This window comes from Telluria sp. Soil_C_11, from assembly GCF_057657395.1.
This window is the reverse complement of sequence record NZ_JBDGIN010000003.1, coordinates 471,770-490,732: the sequence shown is the minus strand read 5'-3', so window position 1 is coordinate 490,732 and position 18,963 is coordinate 471,770. Positions and strand designations below refer to the sequence as shown.

The window sequence follows — 18,963 nt, the reverse complement described above, 5'->3', positions numbered from 1 at the left end:
CCGGTTAAAATACGGGTTTTACAGACCAGATCAGGGGTAATTCGTGGACAATCTGCGCCAGCAGTTCATTGCGTTTTCCGTCGAGGCCGAAGTGTTGAAGTTCGGCCAGTTCGTCACCAAGGCCGGCCGCCAGTCGCCGTATTTCTTCAACGCCGGCCTGTTCCACGACGGCGCCACGCTGGGCAAGCTGGCCCAGTTCTACGCCCAGACCCTGCTCGACTCGGGCATCGAATTCGACATGCTGTTCGGCCCGGCCTACAAGGGCATCACCCTGGCCAGCGCCACCGCGGTGGCGCTGGCGGCGAAAGGCCGCGACACCTCGTTCGCCTACAACCGCAAGGAAGCCAAGGACCACGGCGAGGGCGGCACCATCGTCGGCGCCCAGCTCAAGGGCAAGGTGGTGATCATCGACGACGTGATCTCGGCCGGCACCTCGGTGCGCGAGTCGGTGCAGATGATCCGCGCCGCCGGCGCCGAGCCGGCCGCGGTGCTGATCGCGCTGGATCGCATGGAGCGCGGCGGCAAGGACGGCGTGCTGTCGCCGCTGTCGGCGGTGCAGGAAGTCAGCCAACACTACGGCATCCCGGTGATCTCGATCGCCAACCTGTCGGACCTCTTCACTTACCTGTCGGCTGATCCGGCGATGGCGCAGCACAAGGAGGCGGTGGCGGCGTATCGCGCGCAGTACGGCGTGGCGGAATGATCCGCGCCGGCAGGGCCTTGCTTGCGGCGCTGCTGTGCGCCGCCTGTGCGCTTCCGGCGCTGGCCGCCGGCGAAGACGCGGCGGCGCCTTATCCCTGTCCGGGCGTCACGGCGTGGATGAAGGCCCATCCGGACGACACGCGCGACGCCTTGATCCGGCGCGACGCCGCGCGCACCCTGCTCGAGCCTGCGCTGCGCGCCGAACTGGACGCGCGCTTCTCCAGTGACCAGGACGCGCGCCTGGCCTGGCTTGCCGATCGTTCGGACCGGCAGCGCTGGCGCGCGGTCCGGCTGTCGGACCAGAACAACCTGCGCTGGCTGCGCGAGCTGGTGGCCGGCAAGGGATTCCCGACCGTGGCCCAGGTCGGCGAAATGGGCGTCAGCCATGCCTGGGTCCTGCTGCAGCATATGGATGACGACCCGCAGTTCCAGGCGGCGCTCCTGCCGACGCTGGAACGGCGCTTCGCGGACGGTGAGCTGAGCGGGGACAACCTGGCGCGCTTCACCGACCGCGTGCTGAAGGCGCAGGGCAAGCCGCAACGCTACGGCACCCAGTTCACGCCGGAGCAGTGGACCCAGGCCCACTTCGGTCTGCCCGACGATGAGAGCGTCCGCGAGGTCGAGGCCCATCGGCGCGAGCTCGGCGTGATGCCGCTGGCCGATTATGTCTGCATGATGCGCTACGCGCGGACCGGCCGGCCGTAAGGGCGGGCCGGTCCGATTTCAAGGCGTTTCCACTGGTGTCCGCAGTGGAGATGCCGATGCGGCTTGGCGCAGCCAAAGATCTTCTTTCGGCACGACCATCAGTGCCAGCCCGAGGCCATCCAGTACTGCCATTACCTTGTCCAAGCGAACGCTGCCTTGGCTGTTCTCGAGCCGTGACATCAAGTCTACAGAGACACCAATCAACGCCGCGGCGTCATCGATCCGCAAGTGCTGAGAGCGACGACGCTGGCGCACCAGCGCCCCTAAATTACTGGCTTGTTCAAGAACGGCAGGGTTCGGTTTCATGGGTGTCGCGTTTCGGATTTTCAGAAATATTCCGGTTCTGCCTGGCTTTGCCATCTTGATTTCTGAAATTCCGAAATTCAGATAGCCAAGAAAAGCAACGGAAACAAAAAACCGGGGACATGCCCCGGTTTTTTTTACATCTGGCAAAAATTAGGCTCAGCCCGCCAGCTTCTTCTTCAGCAGCTCGGTCACCTGCGCCGGATTGGCCTTGCCCTTCGAAGCCTTCATGCACTGGCCGATCAGGGCGTTGATCGCCGCTTCCTTGCCGGCGCGGTACTGCTCGACCGACTTGGCGTTGTTGGCCAGGACGTCGTCGACGATCGCTTCGATCGCGCCGGTATCGGAGATCTGCTTCAGGCCTTCGCGCTCGATGATCGTGTCGGCCAGGTTCTCGTCTTCCGATTGCGCTTCCCACATCAGGCTGAACACCTTCTTGCCGGCGTTGTTCGAGATGGTGCCATCAAGGATGCGCTTCAGCAGCACAGCCAGCTGCGATGCTTCCACCGGGGACTCGGCGATGTCGAGGTCGGCGCGGTTCAGGGCCGAGGAGACGTCGCCCATCATCCAGTTGGCGGCGGCCTTGGCATTTTCCTTGCCGGCCTTGGCGACCACGGCTTCGTAGTAGCTGGCCATCGCCTGCGACGAGGTCAGGATCAGCGCATCGTATTCCGGCAGGCCGTAGTCGCTGACGAAGCGGTCGCGCATCGCGCCCGGCAGTTCCGGCATGCCGGCCTTCACGCGCTCGATCCAGTCCTGCGAGATCACCAGCGGCGGCAGGTCCGGGTCCGGGAAGTAGCGGTAGTCCTGCGCGTCTTCCTTGGTGCGCATGGAGCGGGTTTCTTTTTTGTCCGGGTCCCACAGGCGGGTCGCCTGGATCACCTTGCCGCCGTCTTCGATCAGCTCGATCTGGCGCCGCACTTCGTAGTGGATCGCCTCTTCCATGAAGCGGAAGGAGTTCAGGTTCTTGATCTCGCAGCGGGTGCCGAATTCCTTCTGGCCGACCGGGCGCACCGAGACGTTGACGTCGCAGCGGAACGAGCCTTCCTGCATGTTGCCGTCGCAGACGCCCAGCCACATCACCAGCGAGTGCAGGGCCTTGGCGTAGGCGACCGCCTCGGCGGCGCTGCGCATCTCCGGTTCCGAGACGATTTCGAGCAGCGGCGTGCCGGCGCGGTTCAGGTCGATGCCGCTCATGCCGGCATAGTCCTCGTGCAGCGATTTGCCGGCGTCTTCCTCGAGGTGGGCGCGGGTCAGGTTGACGGTCTTGGTGACCATCTTGCCGTCCTTCTCGTAGGCGAAGCTGACGGTGCCGCCCTGGACCACCGGGTCCTCGAACTGGCTGATCTGGTAGCCCTTCGGCAGGTCGGGGTAGAAGTAGTTCTTGCGCGCGAACACGGACTGCGGCGCGATCTTCGCGCCGACCGCCAGGCCGAAGCGGATCGCGCGTTCGACCGCGCCGCGGTTCAGCACCGGCAGCACGCCCGGCAGCGCCAGGTCGACCGGGCTGGCCTGGGTGTTCGGCTCGGCGCCGAAGCGGATCGAGCTGCCGCTGAAGATTTTCGAATTGGTCGTGAGCTGGACGTGGTTCTCAAGACCGATGACGACTTCCCATTGCATATTCTTCTCCTTATACGCCTTCCGGTGCGCGGGTGTGCCAGTCGGTCGCTTGCTGGTACTGGTGCGCGATGTTCAGCAGCTTGGCTTCGGCAAAATAATTACCGATGATTTGCAGGCCGACCGGACGCTTGGCGTTCTTCTCGCCCTGGCCGAAGCCGACCGGGATCGACATGCCGGGCAGGCCCGCCAGGCTGGTCGACAGGGTGAAGATGTCGGCCAGGTAATTGGCGACCGGGTCGTCCGATTTCGCGCCCAGGTCCCAGGCCACGGTCGGGGCCACCGGGCCCATGATCACGTCGCACTTGTCCTTGAACGCGGCCTGGAAGTCGTCGGCGATCAGGCGGCGGATCTTCTGCGCCTGCACGTAGTAGGCGTCGTAGTAGCCGTGGCACAGCACGTAGGTGCCGACCATGATGCGGCGCTGGACTTCCTTGCCGAAGCCTTCCGCGCGCGTCTTCTTGTACATGTCCTGCAGGTCCTTGTACTCCGGCGTGCGGTAGCCATAGCGGACGCCGTCGAAGCGCGAGAGGTTGGACGAAGCCTCCGCCGGCGCGATGATGTAGTAGACCGGGATCGACAGCGAGGTCTTCGGCAGCGAGATCTCGACCAGGGTCGCGCCCAGCTTGACGAATTCGTCGAGCGCGGCGCGCACGGCCTGTTCGACGTCCGCGGCCAGGCCTTCGCCGAAGTACTCTTTCGGCACGCCGATGCGCAGGCCGTTCAGGGGCTTGTCCAGGTCGCGGGTGAAGTCCTCGCGCGCATTGCCTTGCTCGGCGGTGAGGCTGGTCGAGTCGCGTTCGTCGAAGCCGACCATCTCGTTCAGCAGCAGGGCGCAATCCTCGGCGGTGCGCGCCATCGGGCCGCCCTGGTCGAGCGAGGAGGCGAAGGCGATCATGCCGAAGCGCGACACGCGGCCGTAGGTCGGCTTGATGCCGGTGATGCCGCAGAAGGCGGCCGGCTGGCGGATCGAGCCGCCGGTGTCGGTGCCGGTCGCGGCCGGCGCCAGGCGTGCGGCGATCGCGGCGGCCGAACCGCCCGAGGAGCCGCCCGGCACGGCCAGGGTATCCCACGGGTTCGCCACCGCGCCGAAGCTTGAATTTTCGTTGGCCGAGCCCATCGCGAATTCGTCGCAGTTCAGCTTGCCCAGCGTGACCATGCCGGCGTCCGCGAATTTCGTGACCACGGTCGCGTCGAACGGGCTGACGTAGTTGCCCAGCATTTTCGAGGCGGCGGTCGAGCGCCAGCCGCGCGTCACGAAGATGTCCTTGTGCGCGATCGGGATGCCGGTCAGCGGGCCGGCCGAGCCCTCCGCGAAGCGCGCGTCGGCGGCCTTGGCCTGGGCCAGCGACAGATCAAAGTCGACGTGCAGGAAGGCGTTGTGCTGGCTCGCGGCGATGCGGTCGAGGTAATGCCGGGTCAGCTCGGTCGCCGAGATCTGTTTCGAATGCAGGAGCGTCGACAGCTCCTTGATGGTCTTGTTATGCATAATTCAGAAAATCCCCAGCGTTGTTTATTCGATGACTTTCGGCACCAGGTACAGGCCGTCCTGGGTTTTCGGCGCCGGCGCCTGGTAGTCGGCGCGGCGGTCCTCCTCGGTCACCACGTCGTCGCGCAAGCGCAACGGCAGGGCCAGCACGGCGGCCAGCGGCTGCGACAGGGGCTCGACGCCGGTGGTGTCGACGGCCTGCATCTGCTCGGCCAGGGCGAAGATGCCGTTCAGCTCCTTCAGGGCGATCTCTGCATGGGCCTCGTCCATATCGAGCTGGGCCAGGTTGGCAATCCGTTTTACGTCTGAGAGAGTCAGGGACATGGCTTAAGGCGCGGTCAATGGCCGCGTTCAAAGATGGTTGTGCGAATAATGAAATTTGGTTAACGGCTTGCTAAAGCTGATAAAAGCTTTCTAATACCGTCGATCTCGCGGGCTGATATAGGCGTGTTTCCACCCGTTTTTCAGCGTTTAATCGGCAAATTATAAGGTAGAATGGCGGGCTAATGCGTTCTCCGGCGCCGAAAGCGGGCGGACCGCGCATGAAAGCCCGCGGTGCGGATTCATCAATCGCGGCGAGGATTCCCCGATTAATGTTTGGGATCTCGATAAGTCGAGGTCCGCTTTAGGCGCACTTGGATGCGCATCAGGACACACATGTTTGGTTTTGTTACGCAATTATTTTCGAACGATCTGGCGATCGACCTGGGTACCGCGAATACCCTGATCTACGTGCGCGGCCAGGGCATCGTCCTGGATGAACCGTCGGTCGTCGCGATCCGCCAGGAAGGCGGCCCGAACGGCAAGAAGACGATCCAGGCGGTCGGCAAGGAAGCGAAGCAGATGCTGGGCAAGGTGCCCGGCAACATCGAAGCGATCCGCCCGATGAAGGATGGCGTGATCGCCGACTTCACCGTCACCGAGCAGATGCTGAAGCAGTTCATCCGCATGGTGCACGACTCGAAATTCCTGCGCCCGTCGCCGCGCATCATCATCTGCGTGCCCTGCGGTTCGACCCAGGTCGAGCGCCGCGCGATCCGCGAGTCGGCGCTGGGCGCCGGCGCCCGCCAGGTCTACCTGATCGAAGAGCCGATGGCGGCCGCGATCGGCGCCGGCCTGCCGGTGGCCGAAGCGACCGGTTCGATGGTCGTCGACATCGGCGGCGGCACCACCGAGGTCGGCATCATCTCGCTGGGCGGCATGGTCTACAAGGGTTCGGTGCGCGTGGGCGGCGACAAGTTCGACGAAGCGATCGTCAACTACATCCGCCGCAACTACGGCATGCTGATTGGCGAACAGACCGCCGAGGCGATCAAGAAGGCCATCGGTTCGGCCTTCCCGGGTTCCGAAGTCAAGGAAATGGAAGTCAAGGGCCGCAACCTGTCCGAAGGCATCCCGCGTTCCTTCACGATCTCGAGCAACGAGATCCTGGAAGCCCTGACCGACCCGCTGAACAACATCGTCTCCGCCGTCAAGAACGCGCTCGAGATGGCGCCGCCCGAGCTGGGCGCCGACATCGCCGAGAAGGGCATGATGCTGACCGGCGGCGGCGCGCTGCTGCGCGACCTCGACCGCCTGCTGATGGAAGAGACCGGCCTGCCGGTGCTGGTCGCGGAAGATCCGCTGACCTGCGTGGTGCGCGGTTCGGGCATGGCGCTCGAGCGCATGGACAAGCTGGGTTCGATCTTCTCCTACGAGTAAGCCGGCCCGCAGGATCGGGAGGCAGGACGGGCGGTCTTCGCGCGGCCTGTCTTGCCTGTCTCCTTGCGTTCAATGCTAGTGTGTCTTCACGTCGGCGCCCGGCAGCATCCCGCGGGCGCCCTCATTATTGGAAGTCATGGAATACAGTCCTCCGCCGCTCTTCAAGCAAGGCGCTCCCGCCAGGGTCAAGGTGACGGTGTTCGCTCTCATCTCGATCGCACTGCTTGTGGTCGACGCGCGGTTTCATGCGCTCAGCGCCGTGCGCCAGGTGGCGGCCACGGTCCTTTATCCTTTCCAGATGGTTGCCCTGATGCCGCGCGATGCGATGAGCAATATGGGCAGCTATTTCTCCTCGATCTCCGCCTTGCAGAAGGAAGTGCGCGACCTGAAGAGCCAGCAGGTGGCGATGGCCCAGGCCATGCAGCAGGCCCAGCTCCAGATGGCCGAGAACGGCCACTTGCGCAAGCTGATGGACGCGCGCGAGCACCTGCCGGTGCGCTCGATGATGAGCGAGATCCTGTACGACGCCCGCGACCCATCGACCCGCCGCGTGGTGCTCGACCGCGGCGCGCGCAACGGCGTCAAGCTCGGCCTGCCGGTGATCGATAATGCCGGCGTGGTCGGCCAGGTCACGCGCGTGTTCCCGTTCACGTCCGAAGTCACCCTGCTGACCGACAAGGAGCAGGCGATTCCCGTGCAGGTGCTGAGGAACGGCCTGCGCAGCGTCGCCTACGGCCGCGGCCAGTCCGGCCTGCTGGACCTGCGCTTCGTGGCGCCGAACGCCGACATCCAGGTCGGCGACGTGCTGGTCACCTCCGGCCTGGACGGCATGTATCCGGCCGGCCTGGCGGTCGCCAAGGTCGTCCAGGTGGAGAGCGTGGCCCAGGGCGCATTCGGACGCGTGGTGTGCCAGCCGCTGGCCGGCATCGACCGCCACCGGCAGCTGCTGGTGGTGATGTCCGACCAGCCGGCGCAGCCGCGTCCGCCCGCCGAAGCCGCCAAGGGCAACGGCAACAACACGCCGCGCCGCAACCTGCCGAAAATGGACCCGATCCCGCTGCCGCCGCTGGCGCCGCAGCCGCTGCCGCCGGCACAGCAGCCGGCCGCCGCCGCGGTCGGCACCGCGCCTGCCGCGGCCGGCACCGCGCCCGCTGCAGCCGGCACTGCGCCCGCTGCAACGCCAGCCGCGGCGCCCGGCGCCGCACGTCCGGGCGCCGGTGCCGCCACGCCGGCCACGACCGCGCCGGCCACCTCGCCAGCCACATCGCCGGCAACGGGCGCGCCCGCAGTCACGCCGAACCGTCGTCCCGCTCCGGCGCGCGCCACGCCGCCCGCCACGCCACCCGCGGCCGGCGCCGGCACGGCTACCGGCGCCGCTACCGGCGCCGCGCCGGCATCGAACGCGCCGGCGCCGGCCGTGCAGCGGGTCCCGGCCACGCGCACGCCGGCCGCCGACGCACGGACCGGGGAGGGCGCATGATGCCGACCCGTCCGCACTACATCCTGCTGCCGGTCAGCCCGCTGTTCATCGCGTTCAGCCTGATCTGCGCCTTCATGCTCAACCTGATGCCCTGGGGACGCTGGGTCGGCGCGCCGGACTTCGTCGCGCTGGTGCTGGTGTTCTGGGGCATCCACCAGCCGCGCAAGGTCGGCATCGGCATCGCCTTTTCGATGGGCCTGCTGATGGACGTGCACGACGCCACGCTGCTCGGCGAGAACGCGCTGGCCTATACGCTGCTGTCGTATTTTGCGATCATGATCCATCGCCGCGTGCTGTGGTTCCCGCTGGTGACGCAGGCCATGCACGTGTTCCCGCTGCTCCTGATGACGCAGGCGATCCAGGTGGTGGTGCGCCTCATCGTCACCGGGCGCTTTGCGGGCTGGCTGCACTTCATCGAGAGCGTGATCGCGGTGGCCCTGTGGCCGGCCATTACCTGGCTGCTGCTGGCGCCGCAACGGCGTGCGGTCGACAAGGACCACACCCGTCCTATCTGATCTGTTCGAATGACCGAAATTAAAGACAGCGATCGCGAGATTCACCGCTTCCGCATGCGCCTGACGGCGCTTGTGGGGCTGGTGTTCATCTGCTTCGGCCTGCTGGTGGCCCGCTTCGTGTGGCTGCAGGTGGTCAAGCACAACCAGTACATGGCGCAGGCCGAGGACAACCGCATCGCCCTGGTGCCGATCGTCCCCAACCGCGGCCTGATCCTCGACCGCAACGGCGTGGTCCTGGCCAGCAACTACTCGGCCTACACGCTGGAGATCACGCCGTCCAAGCTGGAAGCCAGCCTCGACTCCGTGATCGACGAGCTGTCCAAGCTGGTGACCATCGAAGCCAAGGACAGGAAGCGCTTCAAGCGCCTGCTGGAAGAGTCGAAGAATTTTTCGAGCGTGCCGATCCGCACCCGCCTGACCGACGACGAGGTCGCGCGCTTCACCGCGCAGCGCTTCCGCTTCCCGGGCGTGGAGGTGCAGGCGCGCCTGTTCCGCCAGTACCCGCTGGGCGAAGTCGCCTCGCACGTGCTGGGCTATATCGGCCGCATCAACCAGAACGAAGCCAAGGTGATCGAGGCCAGCGACGATGCCGCCAACTACAACGGCACCGACCACATCGGCAAGGAAGGCCTGGAGAAGAGCTACGAACACCAGCTGCACGGCGTCACCGGCTACGAGGAAGTCGAACGCTCGGCCGGCGGCCGCGCGATCCGCACGCTGTCGCGCACGGCGCCGGTGCCGGGCACCAACCTGGTGCTGTCGATCGACATCGAGCTGCAGAAGGTGATCGAGGAAGCCTTCGGCGACTTCCGCGGCGCGCTGGTCGCGATCGAACCGGAAACCGGCGACGTGCTGGCCTATGTGTCGCGCCCGGGCTTCGACCCCAACCTGTTCGTCGACGGCATCGACGCCCAGAACTGGAACGAACTGAATACCTCGCTCGACCGTCCGCTGATGAACCGCCCGCTGTCCGGCACCTATCCGCCCGGCTCGACCTTCAAGCCCTTCATGGCGCTGGCCGCCCTCGAACTCGGCAAGCGCCGCCCGGAGCAGGGCATCAGCGACCCCGGCTTCTTCATGCTGGGCGGACACCGCTTCAACGACGACAAACCCGGCGGCCACGGCTACATCGACATGTACCGGTCGATCGTGATGTCCTGCGACACCTACTACTACCAGCTCGGCAACGACATGGGCATCGACGCCATCAGCGGCTTCATGAAGCAGTTCGGCTTCGGTTCGCCGACCGGCATCGACCTCGAGCACGAGAAGGGCGGCGTGCTGCCCTCGCAGGAGTGGAAGCGCGACCGCTTCAAGAAGAACCGTGCGGCCCAGAAGTGGGTCGGCGGCGATACCATCTCGATCAGCATCGGCCAGGGCTTCAACAGCTACACCATGCTGCAGCTGGCGCACGCGGTGGCGACCCTGGCCAACAACGGCGTGATCATGAAGCCGCACCTGGTCAAGATCCTCGAGGACGGGGCTACCCACCAGCGCACGCTGACGGTGGCGAAGGAATCGGGCCGCATCCCGCTCAAGCAGGAAAACATCGACATCATCAAGCGCGCCATGGTGGGCGTGACCACCGACCAGAGCGGCACCGGCTTCATGGCCTTCCGCAACGCCGGCTACATCGCCGGCGGCAAGACCGGTACCGCCCAGGTGGTCGGCCTGAAGGGCGCCAAGTACAACCACAACATGACCCCGGAACGCATGCGCGACAACGCGCTGTTCACCGCCTTCGCCCCGGCCGACAAGCCGCGCATCGCGATCGCGATGGTGGTCGAGAACGCCGGCTTCGGCGCCAGCTATGCCGCGCCGATCGCGCGCAAGGCGCTCGACTACTACCTGCTCGGCAAGCGCCCCGGCGACAAGGCCAAGCCCGCGGACAAGCCGGTGGTGCCGAAGGAAGACCTGGCGGTGCCGGAAGAGTCCTTCGGCCCGAACGCCGGCCTGCCGAAGCCGCCGGGCGGCGAAACCCCTGGCAACAAGGAGTAAACGATGCCAGCCCATATTCCCGAACGGCGTTCGCTGAGCCGGCGCCTGAAACCCTATCTGCTGGTGTTCGACGGCCCGCTGGCCCTGATCCTGTTCCTGCTGTTCTCGGTTGGCACCCTGACCATGAGCTCGGCCGGCCACGACTTCCCCGGCCGCATGGAAGGGCAGATGCGCAACATCATCCTGTCCTTCACCGTGATGTGGATCGCGGCGAACATCCCGCCGCAGATGCTGCTGCGGCTCGCCGTGCCGATCTATACCTTCGGCGTGGCGCTGCTGGTGGCGGTGGCGCTGTTCGGCACCATCAAGAAGGGCGCGCGGCGCTGGCTGCACGTCGGCGTCGACATCCAGCCATCCGAGATCCTGAAGATCGCCACGCCGCTGATGCTGGCCTGGTATTTCCAGACCCGGGCCGGGTTCATGAAGTGGCAGAACTTCGTGGTGGCGGCGGTCCTGCTGCTGATTCCCTTCGCCTTCATCGCCAAGCAGCCCGACCTCGGCACCGCGATGCTGGTGGGCGCGTCCGGCTTCTACGTGATCTTCCTGGCCGGCCTGTCGTGGAAGGCCCTGCTGGCCTTGTTCGTGTCGGCCTGCGCGGGCCTGCCGGTGGCCTGGTCGATGATGCACGATTACCAGCGCGACCGCGTGATGACGCTGATCGACCCCACCTCGGACCCGCTGGGCAAGGGCTTCCACATCATCCAGTCGACCATCGCGATCGGTTCCGGCGGCGTGGGCGGCAAGGGCTACATGAAGGGCACCCAGGCCTATCTGGAATTCATCCCCGAGCGCACCACCGACTTCATCTTCTCGGTGTACTCCGAGGAATTCGGCCTGATCGGTAACCTGGTGTTACTGTTCTTGTATTTGCTGCTCATCGGGCGCAGCATGATGATCGCTGCAAACGCCCCGAACCTGTTCACGCGCCTGCTGGCCGGCGCGGTCTCGATGATGTTCTTTACTTATTGTTTCATTAACATGGGTATGGTCAGCGGGATCCTGCCGGTGGTCGGAGTTCCGCTTCCTTTCATGAGCTATGGCGGTACTGCGTTGATTACTTTGGGGCTTTGCAGTGGTATATTGATGAGCATTCAAAGACACCGCAAACTGGTGCAGACCTGACATGAAAGAGAACGCAATGGCCGTTCGGTTCTTGCCAGCGGTCATGGCGTTAGCGTCCGCTACGCTGATCACCGGCTGCAGTACGACCGAGAACGGCGAACATAAAAGCCTGATTCCGCTGCCCTGGAAGCACAGGGTGGCAACGAAGCACGGCGACATCGACCCCAGCCTTCCGAAACTGCCCCCGGCCGGTTCGGGCCGCGGCGGCTATTACCAGGACGACGGCCCCGGCGACAATCCGCCGTCCGGCCTGCGCGACACCCCCGATGCGGTGGTCAAGTACGAGCCCTACGCGAAGTTCGCCAACAAGCCGTATTCGGTATTCGGCCAGACCTATGTCCCGCTGGTCAACGACGAACCCTTCAGCCAGCGCGGCATCGCCAGCTGGTACGGCGTGAAATTCCACGGCCAGCGCACCTCGTCGGGCGAGCCCTACGACATGTACAAGATGACGGCCGCGCACCCGACGCTGCCGATCCCGTCCTACGCCCGCATCACCAGCCTGGATTCCGGCAAATCGGTGGTGGTGCGCATCAACGACCGCGGTCCCTTCCACTCGGACCGCATCGTCGACGTCTCCTACACGGCGGCGCTCAAGCTCGGCCTGCTGGGCAAGGGCAGCCACCAGGTCGAGGTCGAACGCCTGTTCCCGGACGATCCGACCCGCATCGCGACCGTGCGCCGCGCCGCCGCCTCGGCCGCGCAAGCCGCACCGGCGCCGGCGGAGATCGCCGCGCTGATGCTGGAAGACCGGGTCGCGATGGACAGCGCCGCGGTGGCGCGCGCGCAGCCCGGGCAGGCGAAGGCCGTCAAATCCGGCTTCTACCTGCAGCTGGGCGCCTACGGCCGCGAAGGCAAGGCGGAAGAGGTGAGCGAGAAGCTGAAGCAATCCGGCGTCGCGCAGGCGCTGGAAGTGGTGCGCTCGGGTTCCGTCAACCGCCTCTACAGCGGTCCCTTCGAAACGCGCGCGATGGCGCAGGAAGCGGCGCGTGCGCTGCCGTCTTCGCTGGGCCTGAAGCCGATCGTCGTGCGCAGATAAGCGAAACGCGGGTACGTTCGATCAGCGGCAGTCCTTCGCTTCCGCCGACGACACCGCATCCGCCAGCGCCACGATGCGCTCGCGCGTCTCCGCCTCGATATCCTTGAAACGGTAGCTGTAGCGCGTGCTCGCAGGGCCGCGCGGCGTGATGCGCGCCGTGTGCACGCCCTGCTTGTTCAGCTGCGCCAGCAGGGTCTGGGCCCCGCTCTCGGTCTTGAACACGCCCAGCGAAATCGCGTACTTCATGGGCGAATCCCCCGACATGACGAAGAAATTGGTGACGCCCAGGTTGCGCAGCTCGCCGGCCTTGCGGTCGGCCGCTTCCTTGCTGCCCTGGGGCGGGATGTTCACCAGGTAGCTGGTCACGTCCTGGGCCTGCACGGCCTGGCGCGACTGGCGCTCGCCCAGGTCCAGCCTGGCCAGGCGCGTTTCGAAGCGTTTCGCCTCGTTGGCGCTGAAGGTGCCGACGTCGATGCAGGCCAGCGGCTTCGCGGCGGCGGGGGCCGCCGGGGCGCTCGCTTCCACGGCCGCCGCGGCCGGGGCGCCGGCCTGTCCGGCGGCTGCCGATGCCGCCGGCGCCGCCTTCGCGGCCTCGGCCTGCGCATTGGTCAGCACGGTCAGCCTGGCCGCTTCCAGCTGCGGCTTGATGTGCGCGCGCTCTTCCTCGCTTCCCTTGCCATTGCCGAGGAAGCCCTTGGCATACGCGAACAGGGCGGCGTTCAGGAGCAGCAGCGACCAGAAGACGAATCTCAACACGGCATTTCCCTATGGTGAAGGTGAGGCGATGGCGGCCGCGTGCAGGCCGACCAGCACGATATTATCCAGCATCCGGTAGGGCACCGACAAAGCCGGCGCCACATGGCCCGCCGCGCCGCCCGAGACGATGCACAGTTCGGCCGGCAGGCTGGCGACGGCGCGTTCGATGGCGCCGGCCTGGGCCGAGATGCAGCCCGAGCGGATCGCGTCCAGCGTGTTGTCGGCGAAGACCGGCGGCAGCACGGCCTGCGCGCTGGTTTCGGGCAGCTGGGCGGTGCCGCGCGCGAGCGAATCCAGCATCAGGCCCAGGCCCGGGAGGATCATCCCGCCGAGGAATTCGCCGTCCGCCGAGACGGCATCCACGGTGGTCGCGGTGCCGCAGGTGGCGACCACCAGCGCCGTGGCCGGAACGAGGGTGCGTGCGCCCAGCGCGGCGGCGAAGCGGTCCGCGCCCAGCTGGGCCGGATTGCGGTAGCGGTTGCGCAGCCCGGCCAGCTCGGCCTGTGCGGCAAACCATTCCGGCCGCAGCGCTGGCCAGAGGCGCGCCAGCAGGGCCGCCAGGCGTTCGCGCAAGGCGGCGCCGGCCACGTTCGAGACGATCGCGCGCGTGACGCCGTAAGCGGTCCAGGCTTCGCGCAGGCCGTCCAGTCCAGCATGCACCACGGCGCCGTGGGCGAGCCAGTCGCCCGGCGCCGCGCCTTCCTGCGCGAGGGCCCACTTGACCCGGGTATTGCCTGCGTCGACCAGCAGCATCGTCATGGCGCTCAGCCCTTGATGCGCAGCGAGACGTCGCCGGCGACGATGGCGATGCGGCCGCCTTCGGTATCGAGCAGCAGGCGGCCGGCATCGTCGACCCCGGCGGCCAGGCCTTCGTGCAGGACTTCGCCGCGGTCGAGGATGGTGACCAGCTGGCCCTGCCAGCCATGCAGCAGGTTCCAGCGCGCGCTGAAGGCGCCGAAGCCGGCCTTGTCGAACAGGCGCAGCGCCTCGGCCAGTCCGTCCAGCACGGCCGCCAGCAGGGTGTCGCGGTCCATCCGCGCCAGCCAGGGCACGGCGGCCACGGAGCGGCCGATCTGCTGTTCCAGCTCGTCCGGCATGGCCAGGTTCAGGCCGATGCCGATCACGGCCCACACGCCGTCGTCACCGGCGGAGGCGGTCTCCACGAGGATGCCGGCCAGCTTGTCGCCATCCTTCAGCACGTCGTTCGGCCACTTCAGCTGCACGGGCTGGCCGAGCCGCCCCAGGGCCTCGGCCAGCGCGGTGCCGACCGCGAGCGGCAGGCCGGTCAGTTTCTGCACGCCGCCGCCGAACTTCCAGGCCAGCGAGAAGGTGAGGGAATGGCCGGGGCTCGAGAGCCAGCTGCGCCCGGCGCGGCCGCGTCCCGCGGTCTGGTGTTCGGCCACCAGCAGCATCGGCGCCGCCAGCGCGGGCGCGCGCGCCAGCAGGTCGGCGTTGGTCGAGCCGGTCTGCGCCACCACCTCGACGGCGACGCCGGAAGTCGACAGCGTCATGATCCGTTGGGCGCTCATGTGCGTACTCATCTGCGTGCTCATGCGGCCTCCTTGCGCGCCTTCTGCGGCGCGCGCGCGAACAGCGCGTCGAACAGCGCGTTCGGCAGCACGCGCAGCAGGCGGGCGACGAGGCCCATCTGCCAGGGAATCACGCGGAAGCTGCTGCCGGCCGCGATGGCATCGGCGGCGCGGGCCGCAAAGCGCTCGGCCGGCATCAGGAAGGGCATGGGGAATCGGTTATTGCTGGTCATGGGTGTATCGATATAGCCGGGCGCGATGGTCACGACCCGGATGCCGTGGGGGCGCATCTCCAGGCGCAGCGATTCGCAATAGCTGTGCACCGCCGCCTTCGACGCGCAATAGGCGCCGGCGCCTGCCAAGGCTTTCACTCCGCCTTGGCTACCGCGCACGCCCGCAATGCTGCCGATCGCCACCAGCCGGCGCGCGCCGGCGCCGTTCTTCATCGCGCCGATGAAGGGCGCGAAGGTGGCGATGGTGGCCTGCACGTTGGTGGCGAACACGGAGGCGAACAGGGGCAGGTCTTCGGGCCGCTCGGTCAGCGTGCCGTACGAGATCCCGGCCGAGGCGATCACGATGTCGGCGCCGCCGTGCGCGGCGATGAAGTCCCGGGCCGCATCCGCCAGCGCCGCATGGTCGGTCACATCGAGCGCGTAGGCGCGGTGGCGTTCGGGGTGGGGAAGGGTGGCGACCAGGGCCTCGAGCATGTCGCGGCGGCGCGCCAGCAGGCCGAGCACGGCGCCCCTGGCCGCATACTCGCGCGCCAGCGCGGCGCCGATGCCGCTGGAAGCGCCGGTGATGAAGACGCGCGGCGGCGCGACGCTCATTGCCTGGCCTTGGCCACCAGGTAGTCCATCACCCGCAGCGCCATGTCCTGCTGCTCGGCCTCGGTGCGCGCTTCCTTCGCGTGCGCGCCGGCGTGCGAGGGCGAGGTCAGGTAGCGGCCGCCGATCGCGACCAGCGGCCAGCGGTCGACATGGTAGGCGTCCATCATGGCGTTGGTACGGCGCAGGCGCTGCTGGATGCCGAAGGAGCGGTAGGTGTCGACGAAGCGGGCGCGCTCGATGCCGTTCTGCGCGATCCAGTCGAACACCTGTTCGTCGCTGTTCAGGCGCAGGCGCTCGACGTGCATGGCGTTGAACACCTTGTCGTGGTACTGCTCCAGCAGGCCCATCGCCTCCAGCGTGAAGAACAGGCGCTGCTGCGGCGCCACGCTCGCGCTGCCCGAGACGTGCACGCGCTTGAACACGATGTTGTCGCCCTGCTGCTTCACCCAGGCCGCGAGGCGCGGTTCGAAGGCGTAGCAGTGGGGACAGTAATAGGCGAAGAACTCGATGACCTCGACCTTGCGGCCGGTGTCGGTGGGCAGCGCCGCGGGCAGGGTCAGGTAATCAACCCCGTCCTGCGGCTCGGCGGCGGCAGCGGCTGCGGCGGGCAGCGGCATCGCGGCCGCCGCGGCCAGGCCGAGCAGGGCGGCGCAGCAGCGGCGCAGGAACGGACGGCGGAGCGGGCGCGCCATGGCTCAGCGCTGGTTGCGCACGATGGCGACGTCGACGCCGCTGTCGAGCAGCTTGGCGCGCGCCTTGTTCATCGGCTCGACCTGGTTGTACGGGCCGATGCGCACGCGGTGCAGCACGCCGCTGTCGCTGCTGCGGTCGCTGATCGCGGCTTCGAAGCCGAGCAGGGCCAGCTTGGCGCGGGTGGCCTCGGCGTCCGATATGTCGCGGAAGGCGCCCGCCTGCAGGTAGTACACGTACTCGCCCGCGCCGGCGGCCGGCGCGGCTGCCGGGGCGGCCGGGGCAGCGGCGGAAGCGGCCAGCGGATGGGCGTCGCGCGCGGCCGGCTGGGCCGGCGCCGCGGCCGGCGAGGCCGCCACTGGCGGCCTCGCCTCCATGCTGGCGATCGCCTGGCCCAGCGGGTCCGCCGGTGCGGCGGGTTCGGCCGGCCTGGCGTTGCGCGCCGCCGCCTTTTCCGTCACTTCCTTGTTCGCTTCGCGCGCGGCGTCGCGGTTGGCGTACATCGGTTTGTTCGGATCCATCGCCTGGCCCGGGGCCGGGTCGGCCGGACGGCCCGACTTGGCGGCCTTTTCGGTGAACGGCGAGGCGCCCTTGGTGATCGTCAGGGCCACCGCGACGGCGATGCCGAGGCCGACGATCAGGCCGATGATCAGGCCGGTAAGCGTGCTGCCGCGCTGGCGCGCGACGGCACGGATGGTGCGGGAACGGAAGGCGGTCATGGCGATTACATCTTCTCCGGTGCCGAGACGCCGATCAGCGCCAGGCCGTTGCGCAGCACCTGGCGGGTCGCCGTGGCCAGGGCCAGGCGCGCCAGCTTCAGCGCTTCGTCGTCCTCGATCAGCCACTTGTGGGCGAAGTAGTAGCTGTGCAGCTCGCCGGCCAGTTCGCGCAGGTAGAACGCGACCTGGTGCGGGCCGAGTTCGGCCTGGGCGCGCTGCAGCATCTCCGGATAGGCGGCCAGCTTGGCCAGCAGGCTGGCTTCGTGCGGCTGGGTCAGCGGCGACAGGTCGACGTTGGCCAGCTCGGCTTCGTTGCCGCCCCAGTTGGCCAGGGCCGAGCAGATGCGGGCGTGGGCGTACTGCACGTAGTAGACCGGGTTCTCGTCGCTGGTGGCCAGGGCGACGTCGACGTCGAACACGAACTCGGTGTCGGCCTTGCGCGAGATGAGGAAGAAGCGCACGGCGTCGCGGCCGCGGGTGACGTCGCCGTTGCCCGACCATTCGATCAGGTCGCGCACGGTGACGTAGGAACCGGCGCGCTTGGAGATCTTGACCTCCTCGCCGTTCTTCATCACGGTGACCATCTTGTGCAGCACGTAGTCTGGGTAGCCCTTGGGAATGCCGATGTTCACCGCCTGCAGGCCGGCGCGCACGCGCGCGATGGTGCCGTGGTGGTCGCTGCCCTGGACGTTGATGGCCTGGTCGAAGCCGCGCTTGAACTTCTGGATGTGGTAGGCGACGTCCGGCACGAAATACGTGTAGGTGCCGTCGGACTTGCGCATCACGCGGTCCTTGTCGTCGCCGTAGTCGGTGGTCTTCAGCCACAGGGCGCCGTCCTGTTCGTAGGTGACGCCGGCGTCGATCAGGGCCTGCACGGCCGCCTCGACCTTGCCATCGCTGTACAGCGACGACTCCAGGTAGTAGTTGTCGAACCTGACCCCGAAGGCCTGCAGGTCCTGGTCCTGCTCGTTGCGCAGGTAGGTGACGGCGAAGCGGCGGATCGATTCGAGGTCGTTGGTGTCGCCGCTGGCGGTGACCGGCGCGCCGTCGCTGCAGGAGACGGTCTTCTTCGCCATGAAATCGTCGGCGATGTCCTGGATGTAGTCGCCGTTGTAGGCCGACTCCGGCCACTCGGTATCGCCGGGGCGGAAGCCGCGCGCGCGCGCCTGGACCGAATTGGCCAGGGTCAGGATCTGCACGCCGGCGTCGTTGTAGTAGAACTCGCGGGTGACCTTGTGGCCCTGGGCTTCGAACAGCGAGGACAGGGCGTCGCCCAGCGCGGCCTGGCGGCCGTGGCCGACGTGCAGCGGACCGGTCGGGTTGGCCGAGACGAATTCGATGATCACGTGGTGGCCCAGGCCAGCCTCGCCGTGGCCGTAGGCTGCGCCCTGCTGCAGGATGGTGCGCGCGACCGACTGCTTGGCGGCGTCGGCCAGGCGCAGGTTGATGAAGCCCGGACCCGCGATCTCGGCCGAGGCGATCAGGCCTTGCGCCTTCGGATCGGCCTGCAGGGCGGCGACCAGGCGGGTGGCCAGCTCGCGCGGATTGGTCTTCAGCGGCTTGGCCAGCTGCATCGCGATGTTGCAGGCGATGTCGCCATGGGTCGGGTCGCGCGGACGCTCCAGCGCGACGTTCGGGATCAAATCGGTGCCTGCGACGATCGGGGCCAGGGCGGCCTGGAACAGGGCAACGATTTCGTGTTTTTGTTGGGCGAGCATGAATGTGGTCGAAAATGAAATGGTTGGGGCCTCTGACACGGCGACAGGGCCGC

General features: G+C 67.3%; 19 protein-coding genes. 8 read left to right on the top strand and 11 right to left on the bottom strand.

Annotated elements, in window-relative coordinates; genetic code table 11:
- Nucleotides 1-43 precede the first annotated feature (43 nt).
- Together pyrE and AC3A6M_RS07830 are read left to right on the top strand one after the other, a co-directional pair.
- On the top strand, nucleotides 44-703 hold the full coding sequence (pyrE, locus tag AC3A6M_RS07835; protein WP_487852159.1) for an orotate phosphoribosyltransferase: 660 nt from the start codon (nucleotides 44-46) through the stop codon (nucleotides 701-703).
- A complete protein-coding gene (locus tag AC3A6M_RS07830) occupies nucleotides 700-1,407 on the top strand; it encodes a DUF6624 domain-containing protein (protein WP_487852158.1) in 708 nt (235 codons plus the stop codon). Before pyrE ends, AC3A6M_RS07830 begins: the two co-directional genes overlap by 4 nt.
- Before the next feature lie 18 nt (nucleotides 1,408-1,425).
- On the opposite strand, the gene AC3A6M_RS07825 is transcribed toward AC3A6M_RS07830, so the two are convergent.
- From AC3A6M_RS07825 to gatC, 4 genes are read right to left on the bottom strand one after another with little or no spacing between them, the layout of a single operon-like run.
- On the bottom strand, nucleotides 1,426-1,860 hold the full coding sequence (locus AC3A6M_RS07825; RefSeq protein WP_487852157.1) for a helix-turn-helix domain-containing protein: 435 nt from the start codon (nucleotides 1,858-1,860) through the stop codon (nucleotides 1,426-1,428).
- 9 nt (nucleotides 1,861-1,869) lie between these two features.
- Nucleotides 1,870-3,330: an Asp-tRNA(Asn)/Glu-tRNA(Gln) amidotransferase subunit GatB gene (gene gatB, locus AC3A6M_RS07820; RefSeq protein ID WP_487852156.1), complete on the bottom strand. Its 1,461-nt coding sequence runs from the start codon at nucleotides 3,328-3,330 to the stop codon at nucleotides 1,870-1,872.
- A 10-nt stretch (nucleotides 3,331-3,340) separates the two neighbouring features.
- Nucleotides 3,341-4,816 (bottom strand): Asp-tRNA(Asn)/Glu-tRNA(Gln) amidotransferase subunit GatA, encoded by a 1,476-nt coding sequence (gene gatA, locus AC3A6M_RS07815; protein ID WP_487852155.1) that lies wholly within the window; start codon nucleotides 4,814-4,816, stop codon nucleotides 3,341-3,343.
- Between the two features lie 24 nt (nucleotides 4,817-4,840).
- The gene (gene gatC, locus AC3A6M_RS07810; protein ID WP_487852154.1) at nucleotides 4,841-5,140 is read right to left on the bottom strand and encodes an Asp-tRNA(Asn)/Glu-tRNA(Gln) amidotransferase subunit GatC; all 300 of its coding nucleotides are present in this window, start codon (nucleotides 5,138-5,140) and stop codon (nucleotides 4,841-4,843) included.
- Between the two features lie 333 nt (nucleotides 5,141-5,473).
- On the opposite strand from gatC, the gene AC3A6M_RS07805 reads away from it, so the two are divergent.
- The 6 genes from AC3A6M_RS07805 to AC3A6M_RS07780 all read left to right on the top strand — a co-directional run bounded on the left by AC3A6M_RS07805 (nucleotide 5,474) and on the right by AC3A6M_RS07780 (nucleotide 12,671).
- Nucleotides 5,474-6,517: a rod shape-determining protein gene (locus tag AC3A6M_RS07805; protein WP_230020216.1), complete on the top strand. Its 1,044-nt coding sequence runs from the start codon at nucleotides 5,474-5,476 to the stop codon at nucleotides 6,515-6,517.
- A gap of 136 nt (nucleotides 6,518-6,653) precedes the next feature.
- Entirely contained in the window at nucleotides 6,654-7,997 is a 1,344-nt protein-coding gene (mreC, locus tag AC3A6M_RS07800; protein ID WP_487852153.1) for a rod shape-determining protein MreC, read from the top strand.
- Complete coding sequence (gene mreD, locus AC3A6M_RS07795; protein WP_487852152.1) at nucleotides 7,994-8,512, top strand: rod shape-determining protein MreD; 519 nt, start codon at nucleotides 7,994-7,996, stop codon at nucleotides 8,510-8,512. Before mreC ends, mreD begins: the two co-directional genes overlap by 4 nt.
- 9 nt (nucleotides 8,513-8,521) lie before the next feature.
- Nucleotides 8,522-10,510 carry a penicillin-binding protein 2 gene (gene mrdA, locus AC3A6M_RS07790; protein WP_487852151.1) on the top strand — a complete coding sequence of 663 codons (1,989 nt, stop codon included), beginning with the start codon at nucleotides 8,522-8,524 and terminating at the stop codon, nucleotides 10,508-10,510.
- A 3-nt stretch (nucleotides 10,511-10,513) separates the two neighbouring features.
- Entirely contained in the window at nucleotides 10,514-11,632 is a 1,119-nt protein-coding gene (gene rodA / locus AC3A6M_RS07785; protein WP_487852150.1) for a rod shape-determining protein RodA, read from the top strand.
- Nucleotides 11,633-11,768: 136 nt separating this feature from the next.
- Nucleotides 11,769-12,671, top strand: a complete 903-nt coding sequence (locus tag AC3A6M_RS07780) for a septal ring lytic transglycosylase RlpA family protein (protein ID WP_487852149.1) — start codon at nucleotides 11,769-11,771, stop codon at nucleotides 12,669-12,671.
- A 21-nt stretch (nucleotides 12,672-12,692) separates the two neighbouring features.
- Here the strand turns inward: AC3A6M_RS07780 and AC3A6M_RS07775 are convergent, their stop codons facing one another.
- Genes AC3A6M_RS07775 through argS form a run of 7 tightly spaced genes read right to left on the bottom strand, consistent with a single transcriptional unit; the run spans nucleotide 12,693 to nucleotide 18,910 of the window.
- Complete coding sequence (locus tag AC3A6M_RS07775) at nucleotides 12,693-13,427, bottom strand: SPOR domain-containing protein (RefSeq protein ID WP_487852148.1); 735 nt, start codon at nucleotides 13,425-13,427, stop codon at nucleotides 12,693-12,695.
- A 9-nt stretch (nucleotides 13,428-13,436) separates the two neighbouring features.
- Entirely contained in the window at nucleotides 13,437-14,180 is a 744-nt protein-coding gene (locus AC3A6M_RS07770; protein WP_487852190.1) for a type III pantothenate kinase, read from the bottom strand.
- Between the two features lie 11 nt (nucleotides 14,181-14,191).
- Complete coding sequence (locus AC3A6M_RS07765; RefSeq protein ID WP_487852147.1) at nucleotides 14,192-14,980, bottom strand: biotin--[acetyl-CoA-carboxylase] ligase; 789 nt, start codon at nucleotides 14,978-14,980, stop codon at nucleotides 14,192-14,194.
- On the bottom strand, nucleotides 14,977-15,783 hold the full coding sequence (locus AC3A6M_RS07760) for an SDR family oxidoreductase (protein WP_487852146.1): 807 nt from the start codon (nucleotides 15,781-15,783) through the stop codon (nucleotides 14,977-14,979). Before AC3A6M_RS07760 ends, AC3A6M_RS07765 begins: the two co-directional genes overlap by 4 nt.
- Entirely contained in the window at nucleotides 15,780-16,475 is a 696-nt protein-coding gene (locus AC3A6M_RS07755) for a thiol:disulfide interchange protein DsbA/DsbL (protein ID WP_487852145.1), read from the bottom strand. The genes AC3A6M_RS07760 and AC3A6M_RS07755 overlap by 4 nt, the downstream gene beginning before the upstream one ends.
- A gap of 3 nt (nucleotides 16,476-16,478) precedes the next feature.
- Nucleotides 16,479-17,192 carry an SPOR domain-containing protein gene (locus tag AC3A6M_RS07750; protein WP_487852144.1) on the bottom strand — a complete coding sequence of 238 codons (714 nt, stop codon included), beginning with the start codon at nucleotides 17,190-17,192 and terminating at the stop codon, nucleotides 16,479-16,481.
- Between the two features lie 5 nt (nucleotides 17,193-17,197).
- On the bottom strand, nucleotides 17,198-18,910 hold the full coding sequence (argS, locus tag AC3A6M_RS07745; RefSeq protein ID WP_487852143.1) for an arginine--tRNA ligase: 1,713 nt from the start codon (nucleotides 18,908-18,910) through the stop codon (nucleotides 17,198-17,200).
- Nucleotides 18,911-18,963 lie beyond the last annotated feature (53 nt).

Excerpts from the sequence above, each read along its gene's own strand:
- AC3A6M_RS07830 (WP_487852158.1), top strand. The coding sequence starts at position 700 with ATGATCCGCGCCGGCAGGGCCTTGCTTGCGGCGCTGCTGTGCGCCGCC.
- gatB (WP_487852156.1), bottom strand. The coding sequence starts at position 3,330 with ATGCAATGGGAAGTCGTCATCGGTCTTGAGAACCACGTCCAGCTCACG.
- gatA (WP_487852155.1), bottom strand. The coding sequence starts at position 4,816 with ATGCATAACAAGACCATCAAGGAGCTGTCGACGCTCCTGCATTCGAAA.
- gatC (WP_487852154.1), bottom strand. The coding sequence starts at position 5,140 with ATGTCCCTGACTCTCTCAGACGTAAAACGGATTGCCAACCTGGCCCAG.
- AC3A6M_RS07805 (WP_230020216.1), top strand. The coding sequence starts at position 5,474 with ATGTTTGGTTTTGTTACGCAATTATTTTCGAACGATCTGGCGATCGAC.
- mreC (WP_487852153.1), top strand. The coding sequence starts at position 6,654 with ATGGAATACAGTCCTCCGCCGCTCTTCAAGCAAGGCGCTCCCGCCAGG.
- mreD (WP_487852152.1), top strand. The coding sequence starts at position 7,994 with ATGATGCCGACCCGTCCGCACTACATCCTGCTGCCGGTCAGCCCGCTG.
- mrdA (WP_487852151.1), top strand. The coding sequence starts at position 8,522 with ATGACCGAAATTAAAGACAGCGATCGCGAGATTCACCGCTTCCGCATG.
- rodA (WP_487852150.1), top strand. The coding sequence starts at position 10,514 with ATGCCAGCCCATATTCCCGAACGGCGTTCGCTGAGCCGGCGCCTGAAA.
- AC3A6M_RS07770 (WP_487852190.1), bottom strand. The coding sequence starts at position 14,180 with ATGCTGCTGGTCGACGCAGGCAATACCCGGGTCAAGTGGGCCCTCGCG.
- AC3A6M_RS07765 (WP_487852147.1), bottom strand. The coding sequence starts at position 14,980 with ATGAGCACGCAGATGAGTACGCACATGAGCGCCCAACGGATCATGACG.
- AC3A6M_RS07760 (WP_487852146.1), bottom strand. The coding sequence starts at position 15,783 with ATGAGCGTCGCGCCGCCGCGCGTCTTCATCACCGGCGCTTCCAGCGGC.
- AC3A6M_RS07755 (WP_487852145.1), bottom strand. The coding sequence starts at position 16,475 with ATGGCGCGCCCGCTCCGCCGTCCGTTCCTGCGCCGCTGCTGCGCCGCC.
- AC3A6M_RS07750 (WP_487852144.1), bottom strand. The coding sequence starts at position 17,192 with ATGACCGCCTTCCGTTCCCGCACCATCCGTGCCGTCGCGCGCCAGCGC.
- argS (WP_487852143.1), bottom strand. The coding sequence starts at position 18,910 with ATGCTCGCCCAACAAAAACACGAAATCGTTGCCCTGTTCCAGGCCGCC.